The 16254-nt window shown below is 71.8% G+C and carries 15 protein-coding genes; 3 read left to right on the plus strand and 12 right to left on the minus strand.

Annotated features, from left to right (window positions below):
* Positions 1-184: 184 nt before the first annotated feature.
* Together hemG and hemQ are read left to right on the plus strand one after the other, a co-directional pair.
* Positions 185-1738 carry a protoporphyrinogen oxidase gene (hemG, locus tag ACYVD5_RS07320; RefSeq protein WP_461000160.1) on the plus strand — a complete coding sequence of 518 codons (1554 nt, stop codon included), beginning with the start codon at positions 185-187 and terminating at the stop codon, positions 1736-1738.
* The gene (hemQ, locus tag ACYVD5_RS07325; protein WP_461000161.1) at positions 1735-2445 is read left to right on the plus strand and encodes a hydrogen peroxide-dependent heme synthase; all 711 of its coding nucleotides are present in this window, start codon (positions 1735-1737) and stop codon (positions 2443-2445) included. Before hemG ends, hemQ begins: the two co-directional genes overlap by 4 nt.
* Positions 2446-2570: 125 nt before the next feature.
* On the opposite strand, the gene pssA is transcribed toward hemQ, so the two are convergent.
* The 3 genes from pssA to msrB form a co-directional block, all read right to left on the minus strand.
* Positions 2571-3446 (minus strand): CDP-diacylglycerol--serine O-phosphatidyltransferase, encoded by an 876-nt coding sequence (gene pssA, locus ACYVD5_RS07330; RefSeq protein WP_461000191.1) that lies wholly within the window; start codon positions 3444-3446, stop codon positions 2571-2573.
* A 31-nt stretch (positions 3447-3477) separates the two neighbouring features.
* Entirely contained in the window at positions 3478-4140 is a 663-nt protein-coding gene (locus ACYVD5_RS07335) for a phosphatidylserine decarboxylase (protein WP_461000162.1), read from the minus strand.
* Between the two features lie 139 nt (positions 4141-4279).
* Positions 4280-4702: a peptide-methionine (R)-S-oxide reductase MsrB gene (gene msrB, locus ACYVD5_RS07340; RefSeq protein ID WP_461000163.1), complete on the minus strand. Its 423-nt coding sequence runs from the start codon at positions 4700-4702 to the stop codon at positions 4280-4282.
* 322 nt (positions 4703-5024) lie between these two features.
* Between msrB and ACYVD5_RS07345 the strand changes: the two genes are divergently transcribed.
* Positions 5025-5432, plus strand: coding sequence for a hypothetical protein (locus ACYVD5_RS07345; RefSeq protein ID WP_461000164.1), 408 nt, complete (start codon positions 5025-5027; stop codon positions 5430-5432).
* A 335-nt stretch (positions 5433-5767) separates the two neighbouring features.
* On the opposite strand, the gene ACYVD5_RS07350 is transcribed toward ACYVD5_RS07345, so the two are convergent.
* The 9 genes from ACYVD5_RS07350 to ACYVD5_RS07390 all read right to left on the minus strand — a co-directional run bounded on the left by ACYVD5_RS07350 (position 5768) and on the right by ACYVD5_RS07390 (position 16075).
* Positions 5768-6526, minus strand: coding sequence for a GntR family transcriptional regulator (locus ACYVD5_RS07350; protein ID WP_461000165.1), 759 nt, complete (start codon positions 6524-6526; stop codon positions 5768-5770).
* Between the two features lie 272 nt (positions 6527-6798).
* Complete coding sequence (locus tag ACYVD5_RS07355; RefSeq protein ID WP_461000166.1) at positions 6799-7569, minus strand: pyrimidine reductase family protein; 771 nt, start codon at positions 7567-7569, stop codon at positions 6799-6801.
* A gap of 84 nt (positions 7570-7653) precedes the next feature.
* Positions 7654-9777 (minus strand): glycogen debranching protein GlgX, encoded by a 2124-nt coding sequence (gene glgX / locus ACYVD5_RS07360; RefSeq protein WP_461000167.1) that lies wholly within the window; start codon positions 9775-9777, stop codon positions 7654-7656.
* A gap of 253 nt (positions 9778-10030) precedes the next feature.
* Positions 10031-11668 carry an acyl-CoA dehydrogenase family protein gene (locus ACYVD5_RS07365; protein WP_461000168.1) on the minus strand — a complete coding sequence of 546 codons (1638 nt, stop codon included), beginning with the start codon at positions 11666-11668 and terminating at the stop codon, positions 10031-10033.
* A gap of 153 nt (positions 11669-11821) precedes the next feature.
* Positions 11822-12340, minus strand: coding sequence for a Uma2 family endonuclease (locus tag ACYVD5_RS07370; protein ID WP_461000169.1), 519 nt, complete (start codon positions 12338-12340; stop codon positions 11822-11824).
* A gap of 274 nt (positions 12341-12614) precedes the next feature.
* Entirely contained in the window at positions 12615-13409 is a 795-nt protein-coding gene (locus ACYVD5_RS07375; RefSeq protein ID WP_461000170.1) for a sirohydrochlorin chelatase, read from the minus strand.
* Positions 13391-14083, minus strand: a complete 693-nt coding sequence (locus ACYVD5_RS07380) for a phosphoadenylyl-sulfate reductase (RefSeq protein WP_461000171.1) — start codon at positions 14081-14083, stop codon at positions 13391-13393. Before ACYVD5_RS07380 ends, ACYVD5_RS07375 begins: the two co-directional genes overlap by 19 nt.
* Positions 14080-14286 (minus strand): hypothetical protein, encoded by a 207-nt coding sequence (locus tag ACYVD5_RS07385; protein ID WP_461000172.1) that lies wholly within the window; start codon positions 14284-14286, stop codon positions 14080-14082. Before ACYVD5_RS07385 ends, ACYVD5_RS07380 begins: the two co-directional genes overlap by 4 nt.
* Positions 14287-14398: 112 nt before the next feature.
* Positions 14399-16075: a nitrite/sulfite reductase gene (locus tag ACYVD5_RS07390; RefSeq protein ID WP_461000173.1), complete on the minus strand. Its 1677-nt coding sequence runs from the start codon at positions 16073-16075 to the stop codon at positions 14399-14401.
* Positions 16076-16254: the final 179 nt, after the last annotated feature.

Below are 16254 nucleotides of genomic sequence, written 5' to 3' on the forward strand. Positions count from 1 at the left end.
CCCCGCCGCACGCGTTGCGGCACTGCGATTGCGGCTTGGTCACGACCCCCTGCGCACCGCCGCCGACCGGTGGCCGCAGTGGTGCGCAGGGCCGCGGCCGGCGCGCTACCGGTCCCTGTGCCGGGGCCGCCGGGATCACAGCACCCGCGGCGCACCCGCCCGCAGTATCTGGAAAGCTGGAGGCATGCAGCAGAAACCCCATGTCGTCGTCGTGGGCGCCGGTGTGGCCGGGCTCACCGCCGCCTACCGGTTGGGCCGGGCCGGAGCCGACGTGACCGTGCTGGAAGCATCGCCGCGCGTGGGCGGGAAGCTGTACGCCTCACCGGTTGCCGGGGTCCCGGTCGACGCCGGCGCGGAGTCGGTGCTCGCGCGGCGGCCCGAAGCGCTCGACCTCATCGCCGAGCTCGGCATCGCCGACCGGATCGAGCACCCGGCGCCGCTGCCCGCAGCCGTCTACAGCCGCGGCCGGCTGCGCGCATTCCCCAAAGGCCAGGTCATGGGCGTGCCCGGCGATCTGGCCGCGCTGGCCCGCAGCCGGGTGCTGTCGGCGCGCGGGGTGCTGCGCGCAGGCCTGGACCGCGTACTGCCGCGCACGCCGATGGGCGAGGACACCTCCGTCGGCGCCTACATCGGCGCCCGCATGGGGCACGAGGTCGTCGACCGCCTGGTCGAACCGATGCTGGGCGGGGTTTACGCCGGCCGCGCCGAGCGGCTGTCTCTGGAGTCCACCCTGCCCCAGCTCGCCCCGCTCGCTCGCGAAGAGCGCTCGCTGGCGCGCGCCGCAGGGCGCGCCGCACAGCAGCAGCGCACCCGGTCGGGCCCTGCCGCGCCGGCCTTCGCGACCCTGCGCGGCGGGATCGCGACCCTGATCGATGCCTTGGCCGACAGCAGCGGCGCGCGTATCGAGACCTCCGCGACCGTGCGGGGGCTGGCGCGCACCGGCTCCGGCGGCTGGACGCTGGCAGTCGGCGCGGCGGCACCCGACGCGCCGGGATCGGCGGCGCGCGAGGTCGGCGCCGACGGCGTTGTGCTGGCCTGTCCGGCGCCTGCGGCGGCCAAGCTGGTCCGTCCGCTGGCCCCTGCGGCCGCCGCGGAGCTGGCCGGAATCGAGTACGCGAGCATGGCCATTGCCACGCTGGCCTACCCCGCCTCCGCCTTCTCCCGCAGCCCCGCCGGCAGCGGGTTCCTGGTGTCCTCCCGCGAAGGGCTGAGCATCAAGGCCGCCACGTTCAGCAGCCTCAAGTGGCCCTGGCTGGCCGAGGAACTGGAGCACGCGGGCGCGCAGGCCGGCACGGTGCTGGTGCGCTGCTCGATCGGGCGCGCGGGCGAGGAGGCGCTGCTGCAGCGCTCCGACGGCGAGCTCGCCGCGGCGGCGGCGCGCGACCTCGCCGCCGTCTGCGGTATCACGGCCGGGCCCACCGAACAGCGGGTCACGCGCTGGGGCGGTGCGCTGCCGCAGTACGACACCGGCCACGGCGCCCGGGTGCAACGCATCCGCGCCGAACTGGCCGGGATCGGCGGTCTCGCGGTGTGCGGGGCGGCCTACGACGGAGTCGGCATCCCCGCCTGCATCGGCGGTGCCACCCGCGCCGCCGCGGACGTCGCGGCGTCAGCGGCAGTCGGCGGCACCTCGGATCCGGCCGACCGCACGGATCGGATCCACCGGACAGACCGAACAGACCAGACCGACCAAAAAGACCAAAAAGACCAGACGCACGGGACAAGGAGTCAACTGTGACCGCGGCACCGGACAACCAGGGCGCGCAGGACGCGCAGGACCTCAACCAGCTCATCCGCTACACCATGTGGTCGGTGTTCAAGGCCGGCGACCTGTCCGGTGCCGACCGCTCGGCCATCGGCGATGAGCTGGGCGCGCTGTTCGACAGCGCAGCCGGCAAGGGCGTCACCACGCGCGGCTGCTACGACGTGCAGGGCATGCGCGCCGACGCCGACATGATGTTCTGGTGGATCGCCGACAGCTCCGAGGCGGTGCAGGAGATGTACACTTCCTTCCGCCGCACCCGGCTGGGCCGGGCGAGCACCCCGGTGTGGTCGGTGGTGGGCCTGCACCGGCCCGCGGAGTTCAACCGCGGCCACGTCCCCGCATTCCTCGCCGGCGAGGAGCCGGGTGACCACCTGTGCATCTACCCGTTCGTGCGCTCCTACGAGTGGTACCTGCTGCCCGACGACGAGCGCCGCGCGATGCTGGCCGAGCACGGCAAGATGGCCGCGCCGTACCCGGACGTGCGCGCCAACACGGTTTCCACGTTCGCGCTGAGCGACTACGAGTGGATGCTGGCGTTCGAGGCTGACGAACTGCACCGCATCGTCGACCTGATGCGCCACCTGCGGGCCGCCGAAGCGCGCCGGCACACCCGCCTTGAGGTGCCGTTCTACACCGGCCGGCGCAAGACCCCCGCCGAACTGGTCGAAGCCCTGGCCTGAGCGGCCGCCGCCCCGCTGCGGGGCCGGGCACCGCGGCACGCGCAGCGGGGCCCGGCCGCAGTGAACGGGCTGTACGGCCGCCGAGCGGACGGTGGATCTCCGCCCGGCGGCGGCCGGCCCGCTCGCTATTCGTCCGCGGAATTCCCGGCCGCCGGCTTGGGCACCGCCGACTGGGGGAGTGCCGACTGCGGCGCCGCGTACGGAGCCGCCGGGGCGCCCGCGGCAGCGGTTGCGACACGGGCGCGGCGGCGCGTGCTGAGCAGGTAGACCGGCACCGCCACCAGCAGCGCCAACACCAGGCCGCAGCCGGAGTACAGCAGCGCTTCGGCGGCGGGGGCGTCCAGCACCCAGGCCGCCAGGCACGCCACGCTGATCCCGATCAGGGCCAGCAGCCCGTAGGCGAGCTGCCCGCGCGGTTTGGGGTACTCGATGCGGCTCACCATCAGCCAGGCCACCGCCAGCACCGCGGCCGATCCCGCGAGCACGGGCGGGTCCAGCAGCACTACGGTGACCACGGCCATGGCGCCGAACGGGCTCGGCAGCCCGGTGAAGTTGCCGCAGCCCGGGCTCTGGCAGGAGAACCGGGCCAGGCGCACCACCACCGCCAGCAGCAGCGCGGCCGCCGCCACGACCGGCAGCACCGCGCCGCCGCCGCTGAGGGTTCCCCAGGACACCACGAAGAATGCGGGTGCGAACCCGAAGCTGATCACGTCGGCGAGGTTGTCGAGTTCGGCGCCCATGCCGCTGCCGCCGAACTTGCGCGCAACACGGCCGTCGAACAGGTCGAAGGCGGCCGCCAACAGCAGCAGCACCACGGCTGCGGCGATGGCCCCGCGGCCCAGCGGCCCTGCGCCGCCCGCGGCGAGCTGGGCCGATTGCGCGGCGGCGAGCTGCCAGACGGCCATGAACCCGCACAGCGCGTTGCCCAATGTCAGGTAGTCGGCCACCGCCAGCCGCAGTTTGGGCTCCGGTCCGTCGGCCGCCGCGGTGTCGCCGGCCAGGGCCGCGGCGGCGATTCCGTCCGGGGGTGTCTCAGTGGCCGCCGTCGCGGTCGAGCCGGGTTTCGCCGGCGCGAACCTGCTGGCCGACCTCCACCGCTGGTGCGATACCGGGCGGAAGGTAGACGTCGACACGGGACCCGAAGCGGATGAGGCCGATCCTCTGCCCCTTCTCCACCTGCTGCCCTTCAGTGAGATACGGGACGATACGCCGGACCATCGCGCCGGCGATTTGAACGACCGTGACCTCACCGATCTCGGTTTGGAAGGTCCAGATGACGCGCTCATTACGCTCGCTGTCCTTGTCGAATGCAGGTCGGAAGCCGCCGGGCCGGTGCTCGATCCCCGTGACCACCCCGCTCAGCGGTGCGCGGTTGACGTGCACGTTGAGGGGATTCATGAATACGGCGACGCGGATGCCGCCGCCGGGCTGGTCGTCGATGTACTGCACGACACCGTCGGCCGCACTGGCGAGCCCGGCGCCGGCGGCGGCGCGCTCGGGATCGCGGAAAAACCACACCATCGCCAGCGCCAGTGCGGCCGCCGGAACGGCGATCAGCAGCGGGCCGGGTACGGCGGCGGCCACGACGACCAGGGCGAACGCGGGAAGCAGCCACGGCCACGAGCCTTGGGCCATGCCGGCGCGGGGGCCGGGGACGCGGGTGGAGGCTGCGGGCCGCCGGTCGTGTTCGGTCATTGCCAACTTCCATCGGGGACGTGCGGCCGTTGCGGGCGGGCCGCCCGCCGTGCGGCTACTGCGTGGTTGGGCGGACGCAGCGATCGTAACGGCTGGAGGAACGGGGAGCGCCAGCCGAGTGAACCCATGAAGGAGGATGCTATTGCACTGAGTCGTCTGCCTCCAGCGTGAGTGCCACCGAGTTGATGCAGTAGCGGGCGTCGGTGGGGGTGCTGTAGCCCTCGCCGTAGAACACGTGCCCCAGGTGGGAGTCGCACTGGGCGCAGCGGACCTCGGTGCGCACCATGCCCATGGAGCGGTCTTCGTGCAGAATCACCGCGTCGCTGTCGGCGGGGTCGAAGAAGCTCGGCCAGCCGCAGTGCGACTCGAACTTTTCGGTGGATCGGAACAGCTCCGCACGGCAGGCGCGGCAGCGGTAGACACCGGTGGTGTCGGTGGAGACGTACTCCCCGCTCCAGGGGCGCTCGGTGGCGCCTTGGCGCAGTACGGCGAACGCCTCGGGGTCGAGGACCGCTCGCCACTCCTGGTCGGACTTGTGTGCAGGCCCGGTTTTCTCATCCATACCAGTGACGCTACCGCCATTCGCACCGCTTCGCCCGGTTGCGAGGCCGATGGGCATTTCGGCGCCAAGCCGCTCCGCCCCACCCGCCGGGACCACCCGGGCCCCCGGTCCACCCGGGCCACACGGTTCTCCGGTTCCCCGGTTCTCCCGGTCCGGCCGGACCGCCCGGTCCTGCATCGACCGATCAATACGTGTTTCTTCATACCTGGGAAGTTCGCGGGACAGCCGCGCGGGTAGGGGTTGCGTGAGGCTATTGGCAGCCGGGAGTGTGACGATGCTGGTTTCGTACCGACAGCCGTTAGGACACCGTCAGCCGCTCCGTGTGGGGTGGCCCCACTACTGCCGCCTCTGGGTCGATCACCGGCTCGGCCGGCTCCGCGAGGAGACCCGGCCGGGGTGGAGCCCACTCGTCGCAGCCGCTTCCGAGGTCGTCTGGCTCGCCCGGCTCACCGCCGGATCCGCGGTCCTGCGCGCGGCCCGGATGCGTCCGGGCCCGTGGAGCGACAGGAAACTGTTCGCGCTGCTCTCCGTGATCGCCCTGGGATCGCTGGCCGTCTCCACTGTGCTGGGCCATGCCCTGAGCAAGTGGGCGGCGAGTGTTCCCGGCGACGTCCTCCCCGCAGCAGGCGGGGCGGTCGTCGTGGGAGGGACCCTCATCGTCCTGGTCTTCGTGGTCTTCGCCTCGGTCGACGAGGACCGCACCGGGACGATCCCGAGGGGGCGGCGGTAGCCACCAAGGGACCCGGTCCGCTCAGCGGGCCGGGTCCGTCCTCCCCGGCCCGCTGAGCAATACGGCCGCCCGGGCATCGCCAGGGGAGCCGCCGACGGGTAGCGCCGGTTCTCTAGCGAACCCGCCCGTGCCCTCTATACGGACACGGATAAGCCGCCACGTCAACAGCCGGGAGCGCCCCCGCCCCGGCCCTGCGGTTCCGTGCCGAGCGGTGCGCCGGCCGCTGCGCGGTGCGCCCCTCCCGGCCCGGGGCAAGGCGCCCGCCACCGCGGCGGGCTCGGCGGTAGCGCGGCTGATCAGCAGGCCGGGCCGCGGCCCGTCGAGCGGTCGGGGTGTCAGGCATCGAAGTCGTATTGGAGCACGTAGGCCGATCCGTCCAGCGTCATCTCGTTGAACTCCACGGGCTCGTGGCGGTCGGTCAGCGCGGTGCGCAGCACGTCCAGCACCGGGGTGCCCGCGTTCAGGCGCAGGTCGCGGGTTTCGCCGGGGGTGGGCATGCGCACCCGGATCTCCTCGGTGAAGTGGGCGGGGGCGTGGCCCTGCTCGGCGAGGCGGGCGTAGATGCCGCCGGGGCCGGTCTCGTCCTCGGCGATCGCGGTGCCCGCGGCGAGGCCCGCTGGCAGGTAGGACGTGGCCAACTGCATCGGCCGGTCCTGGAGGCGGTGGCGCCGGTGCCGCCGCACCACCGGCGCCTCGTCGGCCAGGCCGAGCGCGCGGGCCACGTAGGCGGGCGCCGGGATCTCGGCGACTTCGACGCTGTCGGTCTCGAACGCGCCGTCGGGGGAGTCTGCCTGCCAGATGGCGCGCCCCGCTCCCCACAGGCCGCGGGAGAGCCGTTTGGGGCCGTGCCTGCGCAGCGGCCGGAACGTGCGGACGTAGACCCCCGAACCGCGGATGGCCACGACAATGCCCTCGTTGATCAGTACCGACAGGGCCTGGCGGGCGGTGGCCCGCGCAACGCCGTACTGCTTCATCAGGTCGTTCTCGCCCGGGACGCGGTCGCCGTCGGACAGCCGACCTGATGCGATGGCCGCTCGCACGTCCTCGGCGATTTCGCGGTAGACCGGCGGTGAGTCGTTTTCGGACGTCGGCACTGCGTTCATCCTCTCGCCCGGAATGCGCGGGGGCGCGAATCGAGGTGACTGCGATCGGGGTCAGCAGGTTCAGCAGGCGGCGGCGCCGCGCTGCTTCACGGGGTCGGCTCGGGTCGGGGAAAAATTACCTTCGTCGGTTTCTTACCCGCCTCAGGGGGTGTACGACAGCGAACCACACTCCGGGTATGTCCGGTTGAGGGTAGGTTTATGCGTCATTGGTGGCGGGCCGGAACCGGCCCCGACCGCGGCAGTGGCCGGTTCCGGCCCGCCCGTCACTCGCGCAGGTAACGCATGAACAGCGTCCCCTCCGACTCCAGCAGCCCGTCCAGGCGCAGGTCGAAGGTATGGGAAGGCGAATCGCCGGCCACGATGCGCGCGGCTTCGGGCCCCAGCAGCCGCGGACTCAGTGTCAGGCACAACTCGTCCAGCAGCCCCGCCGCGGCGAACTCCGCCAGCAGGTGCGGCCCGCCTTCGGTAAGGACCCGGTACAGGCCGCGTTCGGCCAGCGCCTCCAGCACGGCCTCGGGGCGCACCCACTCCGCACCGGCCACGACGACATCGGCGGTGAGCGCGGCCTCGCGGCGGCGCTCGGCCGGTGCCGACTCCGTGGTGATCACGATGGTGCGCGACTGCGGAGGCGCGGCCTTGAGCACGTCGGGGTGCACGTCCAACGTGCGGGTGACCACGGCCAAGGGAGGGGTTTCGGGGCGTCCCGCCCGCAGGTCGCCCCACACTTCGCGCGGGCGCACCGGCCGGTAGCCCTCGATCCGCGCCGTCGCCGCCCCGGCCAGGACCACATCGGCCTGGCCGCGCAGCACCGACATCACGGCGCGGTCGGGGGGCGAGGACAGGTCCGCGGTGCGGCCCGACGGTCCCCAGGCGCCGCCATCGGCGCTTGCGACCATGTTGGCGCGCAGCCACGGCCGATCGGCAATTGGAGGGTAAGCGTAGGTGGCGGCGAGGTCGGGGTCCGCCTGGGCGCGGGGCAGCAGCGCACGGAAACGGGGCGCCTGGCCTGCGGCGCCGGTGGATACGGCAGTCATGCCTTCCGACACTAGACCCCGAAAGGGTGCGCGCTCCGCCGGGGCGGCGGGCGCGCCGTGCGCCGCCCCCCGCGGAGCGCGGTTTCAGACCCGCGCCGACCGCCGCCGCGAAGCCCGTTTCAGCAGCAGCAGCGCCCGGTCGATCACCTGCACCGTGCCGGCCGCGGGCACAGAAGGGCGGCCGGCGGTGTCGGGGTCGGCGGTGTCGAGCGCGGTCTCCCAGGCGGTGCCGTACTCCTTGCCGGGCAGCGTGAAGTCGACCGGGTCGCTGCCGCTGTTGAGTAGCAGCAGGAAGGAGTCGTCGTGCACCGCGCGGCCCCGCGGATCGGGTTCGCTGATGGCGTCGCCGTTGAGGAACACGCCGAGCGCCCGACCGCCGGAGTCCCAGTCGCCGTCGCCCATTGGCCGGCCGTCGGCGCGCAGCCAGGCGATGTCGGGCAGGCCGCGCTCGCCGGCCCCGCACCCCTGGAAGAACCGGCGCCGGCGGAAGACCGGGTGCTCGCGGCGCAGCCGGGCCAGCTCGCGCACGTACTCCAGCAGGTCGGTCTCTGTTTCGGCGTGCTTCCAGTCGACCCAGGCGAGTTCGTTGTCCTGGCAGTAGGCGTTGTTGTTGCCGCCCTGGCTGCGGCCGATCTCGTCGCCGTGGGAGAGCATCGCCACACCCTGCGAGCAGAACAGGGTGGCCAGGAAGTTGCGCACCTGGCGCCGGCGCAGGGCGAGGACCTCGGGGCGTTCACTGGGCCCCTCGACGCCGTGGTTCCAGGAGCGGTTGTCGTCGGTGCCGTCGCGGTTGTCCTCGCCGTTGTCCTCGTTGTGCTTGTGCGCGTAGGAGACCAGGTCGGCCATTGTGAAGCCGTCGTGGCAGGTGACGAAGTTGATGGAGGCGACCGGGCGGCGGCCGTCGTCCTGGTAGAGGTCGCTGGAGCCCGCCAGCCGCGAGGCCAGCTCGGGCACCACCGGCTCGCCGCGCCAGAAGTCGCGAACGGTGTCGCGGTACTTGCCGTTCCACTCGGTCCACAGCGGCGGGAAGTTGCCCACCTGGTAGCCGCCCGGTCCAACGTCCCAGGGCTCGGCGATCAGCTTGACCTGGGAGATGACCGGGTCCTGCTGCACGATGTCGAAGAACGTGCTCAGCCGGTCGACATCGTGGAACTCCCGCGCCAGTGCCGAGGCGAGGTCGAAGCGGAACCCGTCGATGTGCATCTCGGTGACCCAGTAGCGCAGCGAGTCCATGATCAACTGCAGCGCGTGGGGATGGCGCACGTTGAGGCTGTTGCCGCAGCCGGTGTAGTCGAGGTAGTAGCGCAGGTCGTCGTCTGCCACCCGGTAGTAGCTGAGGTTGTCGATGCCGCGCAGCGAGAGGGTCGGGCCCATGTGGTCGCCCTCGACGGTGTGGTTGTAGACCACGTCGAGCAGCACCTCGATGCCGGCCTCGTGCAGCGATTTCACCATGGCCTTGAACTCCTGCACCTGCTCGCCGCGCGCGCCGTTGGCCGCGTAGCCGCTGTGCGGGGCGAGGAAGGCCAGGGTGTTGTAGCCCCAGTAGTTGGTCAGGCCGCGCGCCACCAGCGCGTGCTCGGGCACGAAGTGGTGCACCGGCATCAGCTCCACCGCCGTGACACCCAGCGAGGCCAGGTAGTCGATCATCACCGGGTGGGCCAGCCCGGCGTAGGTGCCGCGCTGGTGCTCGGGGATGTCGGGATGGCGCATGGTCAGGCCGCGGACGTGGGTCTCGTAGATGACGGTCTGGTGGTAGGGGATCCGCGGGCGTGCGGAGTTGCCCCAGTCGAAGAAGGGGCTGACGACCACGCACTTGGGCACATACGGCGCGCTATCGCGGTTGTTGCGGCGCGTGGGGTCGGCGAAGTGGTAGCTGAAAAGCGACTCGTGCCAGTTCACCGCGCCGTCGATCGCCTTGGTGTAGGGGTCGACGAGCAGTTTGTTCGGGTTGCACCGGTGGCCCTGGTCAGGTGCGTAGGGACCGTGCACTCGGTAGCCGTAGCGCTGTCCCGGGCCCACACCGGGCAAGTAGCCGTGCCAGACGAAGCCGTCGTTCTCGGTGAGCGCCACCCGCGACTCGGCGCCGCGGTCGTCGAAGAAACACAGCTCGACCCGCTCGGCGGCTTCGGAGAACAGCGAGAAGTTGGTCCCCGACCCGTCGTAGGTCGCGCCGAGCGGATAAGGGGAACCGGGCCAGACTTCCACCATGGCAAGCAATCTCGATTCTCATTTCGTCAGGTGACGAGATTGTTGTTCCGTCCTGGCCGCGGGAGTATTCCTCAACTTGCCGAATCTTGCAGGTCATCCGCAGTACGGTGTCCGATTTCGGGGCAAACGACCGTGGTTTCGGGCGGTCCGGCGGCACCCGCAACGCACTTGCGGTCGTGCCCTCGCGTCCTCGCCCGCGACCGCCGCGGCCCTGCCCGCGCCTGCTCGCTTGCCCGCCTACGGGGCTACGGGATTACCGGGCCACCTGCGGCGCGTTCCGGCCGATGATCGCTGCGGTATCGGTGCCGCGCGGCAGGGTCCCGAAGGCGCGGCCCCAGTCGCCGCCCAGGCGCGATGCGGTGAACGCGTCGGCCACCGGCGCCGGGCTGCGGCGCAGCAGCAGCGACGCCTGCAGCAGCAGCGCCATCGCCTCGACAACGCTGCGCGCGCGAAACTCCGCCTCTGCGGTGTCGGCCAACAGGTCCAGCAGCTTGTGCAGCGCCGTGTCAAACCGCGGATCGGCGCCCTCGGCGCGGCGCAACTCGGCGACAAAGGCCTCGGCGCCGTCGGGGTGGCCCTTCAGCGCCCGCAGCACGTCGAGCGCCGCGACACTGCCCGAGCCCTCCCAGATCGAGTTCAGCGGCGACTCCCGGAAAAGGCGCGGCATGCCCGACTCCTCGACATAGCCGTTGCCGCCCAGACACTCCAGCGCCTCGGCGGCGTGGGCGGGCAGCCGCTTGGTCACCCAGTACTTGCCCACCGCCACCGCGACCCGGCGGAAGGCCGCTTCGGCCGCATCGCCGCGCACGGCCCGGTCGGCGGCGCCGGCCAACCGCACCATCAGCGTTGTCGCCGCCTCCGACTCCAGGGCGAGGTCGGCCAGCACGTTGCCCATCAGCGGCTGGTCGACCAGCGCGCGCCCGAACGCCGTGCGGTGCGTGGCATGGTGCACCGCCTGCACCAGCCCGGCGCGCATCCCCGCGGCCGACCCGATCACGCAGTCCAACCGGGTGCCGTTGACCATTTCGAGGATGGTGGGCACTCCGCGGCCCGGCTCGCCGACCACCTGGGCCGCCGCCCCGTCGTACTCCAGTTCCGCCGAGGCGTTGGAGCGGTTGCCCAGCTTGTCCTTGAGCCGCTGGATCAGCAGCGCGTTGCGGGTACCGTCCTCCAGCACCCGCGGCACCAGGAAGCACGTCAGCCCCTCCGGCGCTTGGGCCAGGGTCAGGAACACGTCGGCCATCGGCGCCGAGGTGAACCACTTGTGCCCGGTGAGCCGGTACTCGCCGCCGCCCTGGGGCACGGCGCGGGTGGTGTTGGAGCGGACATCGGAGCCGCCCTGCTTCTCGGTCATCGACATCCCCGCGAGAATGCCGCGCTTGGCCGCCGGCGGGCGCAGTCCGAAGTCGTAGTCGCGCGCGGTCAGCAGCGGCTCCAGACGCGCCGACAGCTCGGGGGAGTGGCGCAGCGCCGGCACCGCGGCGTAGGTCATCGACACAGGGCAGCCGTGGCCGTTCTCAACCTGCGACCAGGTGTAGAACTTCGCCGCGCGGGCGGTGTGGGCGCCAGGGCGCCCGTCGGCCCAGGGCGCGGCGTGCAGGCCGCTGGTGACGGCCGTGTCCAGCAGGACGTGCCAGGCGGGGTGGAAGTCGACCTCGTCGACGCGGTGGCCGTAGCGGTCGTGCGTGCGCAGCCCGGGCTCGTTGGCATTGGCCTGCTCGCCCCAGGACCGTGCCCGCGCCGTGCCCGCGAGGCGGCCCAGCTCGTGCAGTTCTCCGGTCGCCCAGCCGGCCTCCTCGCACTCCAGCCCGCCGGTCAGCGCTGCGTCGGCGGCGACGTCGTGGCCCTCCAGGGGCTCGGGCTGGTTGAACACCTCGTGTGTGGGGGCCATGCGCGGCTTTTCCTTCTTTCCTTCGACGGCTACCGAACACGGTTCGGTCCAGGGAAGGCCAAGCCTAGCGGCGCGCGGTGGAACGCTGGAGAGCGCGCACAACGGCCCCGGCGGAAGCCGCGCGGCGGGACCGGGCGGTGCGGGCCGGAGGAGTCACGAGTAGCAGGGCAGGTCGCCGGTTTCGATACTGAGGTCTTTCAGCGGTTCGGGCAGGACGACCGCGTCGCCGAACTTCATCCGGTGCTCGGCTTGGAACCGGCCCTCGCGCGGATCCGAGTAGCAGGTGATGGACCCGTCGCGGGGGTCGACCAGGAGATAGATCGGAATCCCCATCGCGGCGTAGACCCGCGGCTTGCTTTCGGTGTCCTTGCGGGCGTTGCCGGGCGACACGACCTCCAGGACGAGCTCGACGGCGTCGGGGTCGGCAAGCCAATGGTCGGTCTCTGCTTCGGTGGGCATGACAAGGAGGTCGGGAATGGCGATATCCGCACCGTCCCCAGGCAGACCGACGGAGACGACCTGGTAGCAGTCCTTGGATTCGGGGAGTTGGCGGACCAGTTGGCGGTGGAAGCGGCTGACCACACCGCCGTGCTTCATGGTGGGAGTGGGTGACACGACGATGCTTCCTTCGAGGATCTCTGCGCGGAAACCTTCGGGGAGCATGTCGGCCATGCGCTCCGCCACAGAGCGGAGCGTTGTGTCTTCCGCAGCGGCTGAGGGGGGCGCCGCGGGCGGTTCTACTGCAGCAACGGACATGGGTTCTGCTCCTCTTCGAGACTCCGCCATGTTAGGGAACAGCCTCTCTCCGTGTCTGGGAAACCGCGGATTCCGCTTTCAAGCCTAGCCACCCGGGCCGTACGCCGACCAGCGGGCGCGCTCGGTACACGCACTGCGGCCGCCGGGCCGACCCGGGTGGGCCGGGCCCGGCGGCCGCGGTGGATAGGGCTCAGGCCGCGCTGCGGGACGGCAGGCGGCCCAGTGCTTCGTCGTAGCGCCGCAGCGCCGTTTCGGCGACCTCGGGGGCGTCGCCCAGTGCGGGCGAGACGGCCACCGCTCCTGCCGCGGCGGCCTGCTCGGCCACCCGGTCGGCGAAGAAGCCCGGGGCGAGCAGGTAGTTCGCCACGGCCACCCGCGAGGCGCCCGCCGCCGCCAGTTGCGCCACCGCTTCGCCGGGTGTGGGCGAGGCGGCCGAGGCAAAGGCGGGCACCACGCGTTCCCAGGGGCCGCGCCGCTCCAGTTCGGCTGCCGACCGCGCGATCACCGCGTTGGCCTCCGGGTGGCTGGAACCCGCCGCGGCCAGCACCAGCGATGTGTCCGGTCCCGCCGCACCCGGGGTCTGGGCCAGCCGCCGCTCGACCGCATCCAGCAGCAGCGGGTGCGGCCCCAGCGTGGCGCCGTAGTGCACACGCAGCCACGGGCAGGACTCGCGCACCTCCTCCAGCACCGCGGGCAGGTCGACCTTGCTGTGGTACGCCGATGTCAGCAGCGCCGGCAGCACCACGGCCGCGCCCGCACCCTCGGTGGCCAGCCCCCTCAGCGCGTCGCCGGCGCGGGGCGCGGCGTGGTCGAGGTAGGCCACGCGCACGTCCAGCCCCGGACGCAAGGCGCGCACCCGCTCGAACAGCGCCTCGACCGCCTGCGCCGAGCGCGCGTCGGCACTGCCGTGGGCCACCGCCACCAGCGGCGCGCTCGCGGTATCCGCCGGGCCGCTCCCGTACGCGCTCAAAGGTGGATACCGCATTCGGTCTTGTTCATGCCGGCCCAGCGCCCGCTGCGCGGGTCCTGGCCCTCGGGCACGCGCTGGGTGCAGGGCGCGCAGCCGATCGAGGGGAAGCCGTCGTACTGCAGGGGGTTGACCAGCACCCCGTGCTCCTCGATGTAGGTGTCGACCTCGTGCTGGGTCCAGCGGGCGATCGGGTTCACCTTGACCATCTTGCGGCGCCGGTCCCACTGGACCACCCGGGTGCTGCGGCGGGTGGCGGCCTCGTCGCGGCGCAGACCGGTCAGCCACGCGTCATAGGGCTCCAATGCGCGGCGCAGCGGCTCGACCTTGCGCAGGTGGCAGCAGATGTTGGGGTTGCGCCCGTGCAGCCGCGGGCCGAGGTCGCGGTCCTGCTCGGCCACGCTGCGCTGCGGCTCGACGTTGATCAGGTTGATGGGGTAGATGGCCTCGACGGCGTCGCGCGTGCCGATGGTCTCGGCGAAGTGGTAGCCGGTGTCGAGGAAGATGACGTCGATCCCGGGGACGACCTGGGAGGCCAGGTCGACCATGAGTGCGTCCGCCATGGAGGAGGTCATGCACAGCCGGTCGCCGAATGTCTCGCCGGCCCACTGGATGATCTCCTGGGCGCTGGCGTCTTCCAGTTCGGCCGCTGCCCGCTCCGCCAGCTCCTGGCCGTCCAATGTGACGTTCATGCGTTCCCATCCGTTGGTCTCGGACCGCCGCTCGATCCGCCGAAGGCGGCCGAGCGCAGACCGATGAACTTCACCCGGAACACCCGCGCGCAGGACAGGCAGGCCCAGGCGTATCCCGCGCCCGGCTCGCCGCCTTCCTCGTGCGGAATCAGGTCCTCGTCTCCGCAATAGGGGCAGTAGTGGGGGGCGGCGCGTTCGCTCATGTTCCGCCTCACCGCTCCTCTCGGGCTTTCGGTGCTCTTCGGGCGGCCCGGTCCGGCCGTTCGGCCCGGGCGGGGCCGGCGCCCGCCCTCCGCGGGCGCCGGCTCGCCGGGTTCACTTCAAGTCGCCGTCCTCGGCCCGGGAAGCCCAGGCCGCGAACGTTTCGCCCTCGTGCTTCTGCTCGGCGAAGCGGCGCAGCACCCGCTCGACGTAGTCGGGCAGGTCCTCGGCGGTGGTCTTCAGCCCGCGCACCTTGCGTCCGAACGACGGGTTGAGCCCCATCCCGCCGCCCAGGTGCACCTGGAAACCCTCGACCTGTTCGCCGTTGGAGTCGGTGACCAACTGGCCCTTCAGCCCGATGTCGGCCACCTGGATGCGGGCGCAGGAGTTCGGGCAGCCGTTGATGTTGATGGTGACCGGCTCGGAGAAGTCCGGCAGCCGCCGCTCCAGCTCGTCGATCAGCGAGGCGCCGAGGTCCTTGGTCTCGACGATCGCGAGCTTGCAGAACTCGATGCCGGTGCAGGCCATGGTCTGGCGGCGGAAGACGCTGGGGCGCGCCCGCAGGTCCTCGGCCTCCAGCGCCGCCACGATGGACTCGACCCGGTCGTCGGCGATGTCGAGCACCACCAGCTTCTGGTCGGCGGTGGTGCGGATGCGGTCGGAACCGTGCTCCTCGGCGATGTCGGCGATGCGTGTCAGCCGCGTGCCCGAAACCCGCCCCACGCGCGGCGCGAATCCGACGTAGTTGCGGCCGTCGCGCTGGCGGTGCACACCGATGTGGTCGCGCTGCAGGCCTTCCTGCATGTCGATCTCGGGGCCGTCGGGCAGCGCATAGCCCAGGTACTCCTTTTCCAGTACCTCGCGGAACTTCGCCGGGCCCCAGTCCTTGATCAGGAACTTGATCCGGGCGCGGTGGCGCAGCCGCCGGTAGCCGTAGTCGCGGAAGATCGAGACGACACCGGCCCAGACGTCGCTGACCTGGTCGGGGCGGACAAAGGCGCCCAGCCGTTCGGCGAACATGGGGTTGGTCGACAGCCCGCCGCCGACCAGCAGGTCGAAGCCCGGCGTGCCGTCGGGGCCCACCACGCCCGCGAAGGACACGTCGTTGATCTCGTGGTTGGTGCAGAACGCGGAGCAGCCCGAGATTGAGGTCTTGAACTTGCGCGGCAGGTTGGAGAACAGCGGGCTGCCGATGTAGTCGTCGTAGACCTGCTGGATCTGCGGGGTGGCGTCGAGGATCTCGTTCTCGTCGATGCCGGCCAGCGGACAGCCCAGGATGACGCGGGGGGTGTCGCCGCAGGCCTCCATGCTCGACAGGCCCACCGACTCCAGCTTCTCCCAGATCGCCGGGACGTCCTCGACCCGGATCCAGTGCAGCTGGACGTTCTGGCGGTCGGTGATGTCGGCGGTGTCGCGCGCGTAGGACGTGGAGATCTCGCCGATGACGCGCAGCTGGGCCGCACTCAGCTGGCCGCCGTCGATGCGCACCCGCATCATGAAGTAGCGGTCGTCGAGCTCCTCGGGCTCCAGCACCGCGGTCTTGCCGCCGTCGATGCCCGGGGCGCGCTGGGTGTAGAGGCCCAACCAGCGGAAGCGCCCGCGCAGATCGGCCGGGTCGATGGAGTCGAACCCGGCCTTGGAGTAGATGTCGATGATGCGCTGCTGGACATTGAGCCCATCATCGTTCTTCTTGTTCTCTTCGTTCTTGTTCAGCGGTTCGCGATAGCCGAGCGCCCATTGGCCCTCGCCGCGCCGCGGCCGTGAGCCGGTCGATGCGGGTGTGGGAGGCATTGCGGGGTCCTCCGAAGCGGTTGCGCGGGGCGTAGGGCCGCCGGCGCGCGCACCACGGCGGGACCTCGCAACCCGGCACGGCACTGTGCACAGGGCTCAACGGAAGGCCAGTCGTGGGAGAACGTCGGCGCCGCTCGCGCCCCAGAATTCGGGCGTAGGAAAATACAAAGCGGCGGGGT

This window comes from Streptomonospora sediminis (assembly GCF_054778995.1).

Bases quoted from the DNA above. Each gene is read 5' to 3' on its own strand.
- ACYVD5_RS07390 (WP_461000173.1), bottom strand. From the start codon at position 16,075: ATGCCTCCCACACCCGCATCGACCGGCTCACGGCCGCGGCGCGGCGAG.
- ACYVD5_RS07365 (WP_461000168.1), bottom strand. From the start codon at position 11,668: ATGGCCCCCACACACGAGGTGTTCAACCAGCCCGAGCCCCTGGAGGGC.
- ACYVD5_RS07375 (WP_461000170.1), bottom strand. From the start codon at position 13,409: ATGCGGTATCCACCTTTGAGCGCGTACGGGAGCGGCCCGGCGGATACC.
- ACYVD5_RS07355 (WP_461000166.1), bottom strand. From the start codon at position 7,569: ATGACTGCCGTATCCACCGGCGCCGCAGGCCAGGCGCCCCGTTTCCGT.
- glgX (WP_461000167.1), bottom strand. From the start codon at position 9,777: ATGGTGGAAGTCTGGCCCGGTTCCCCTTATCCGCTCGGCGCGACCTAC.
- ACYVD5_RS07335 (WP_461000162.1), bottom strand. From the start codon at position 4,140: ATGACCGAACACGACCGGCGGCCCGCAGCCTCCACCCGCGTCCCCGGC.
- ACYVD5_RS07370 (WP_461000169.1), bottom strand. From the start codon at position 12,340: ATGGCCGACATGCTCCCCGAAGGTTTCCGCGCAGAGATCCTCGAAGGA.
- ACYVD5_RS07380 (WP_461000171.1), bottom strand. From the start codon at position 14,083: ATGAACGTCACATTGGACGGCCAGGAGCTGGCGGAGCGGGCAGCGGCC.
- hemG (WP_461000160.1), top strand. From the start codon at position 185: ATGCAGCAGAAACCCCATGTCGTCGTCGTGGGCGCCGGTGTGGCCGGG.
- ACYVD5_RS07385 (WP_461000172.1), bottom strand. From the start codon at position 14,286: ATGAGCGAACGCGCCGCCCCCCACTACTGCCCCTATTGCGGAGACGAG.
- msrB (WP_461000163.1), bottom strand. From the start codon at position 4,702: ATGGATGAGAAAACCGGGCCTGCACACAAGTCCGACCAGGAGTGGCGA.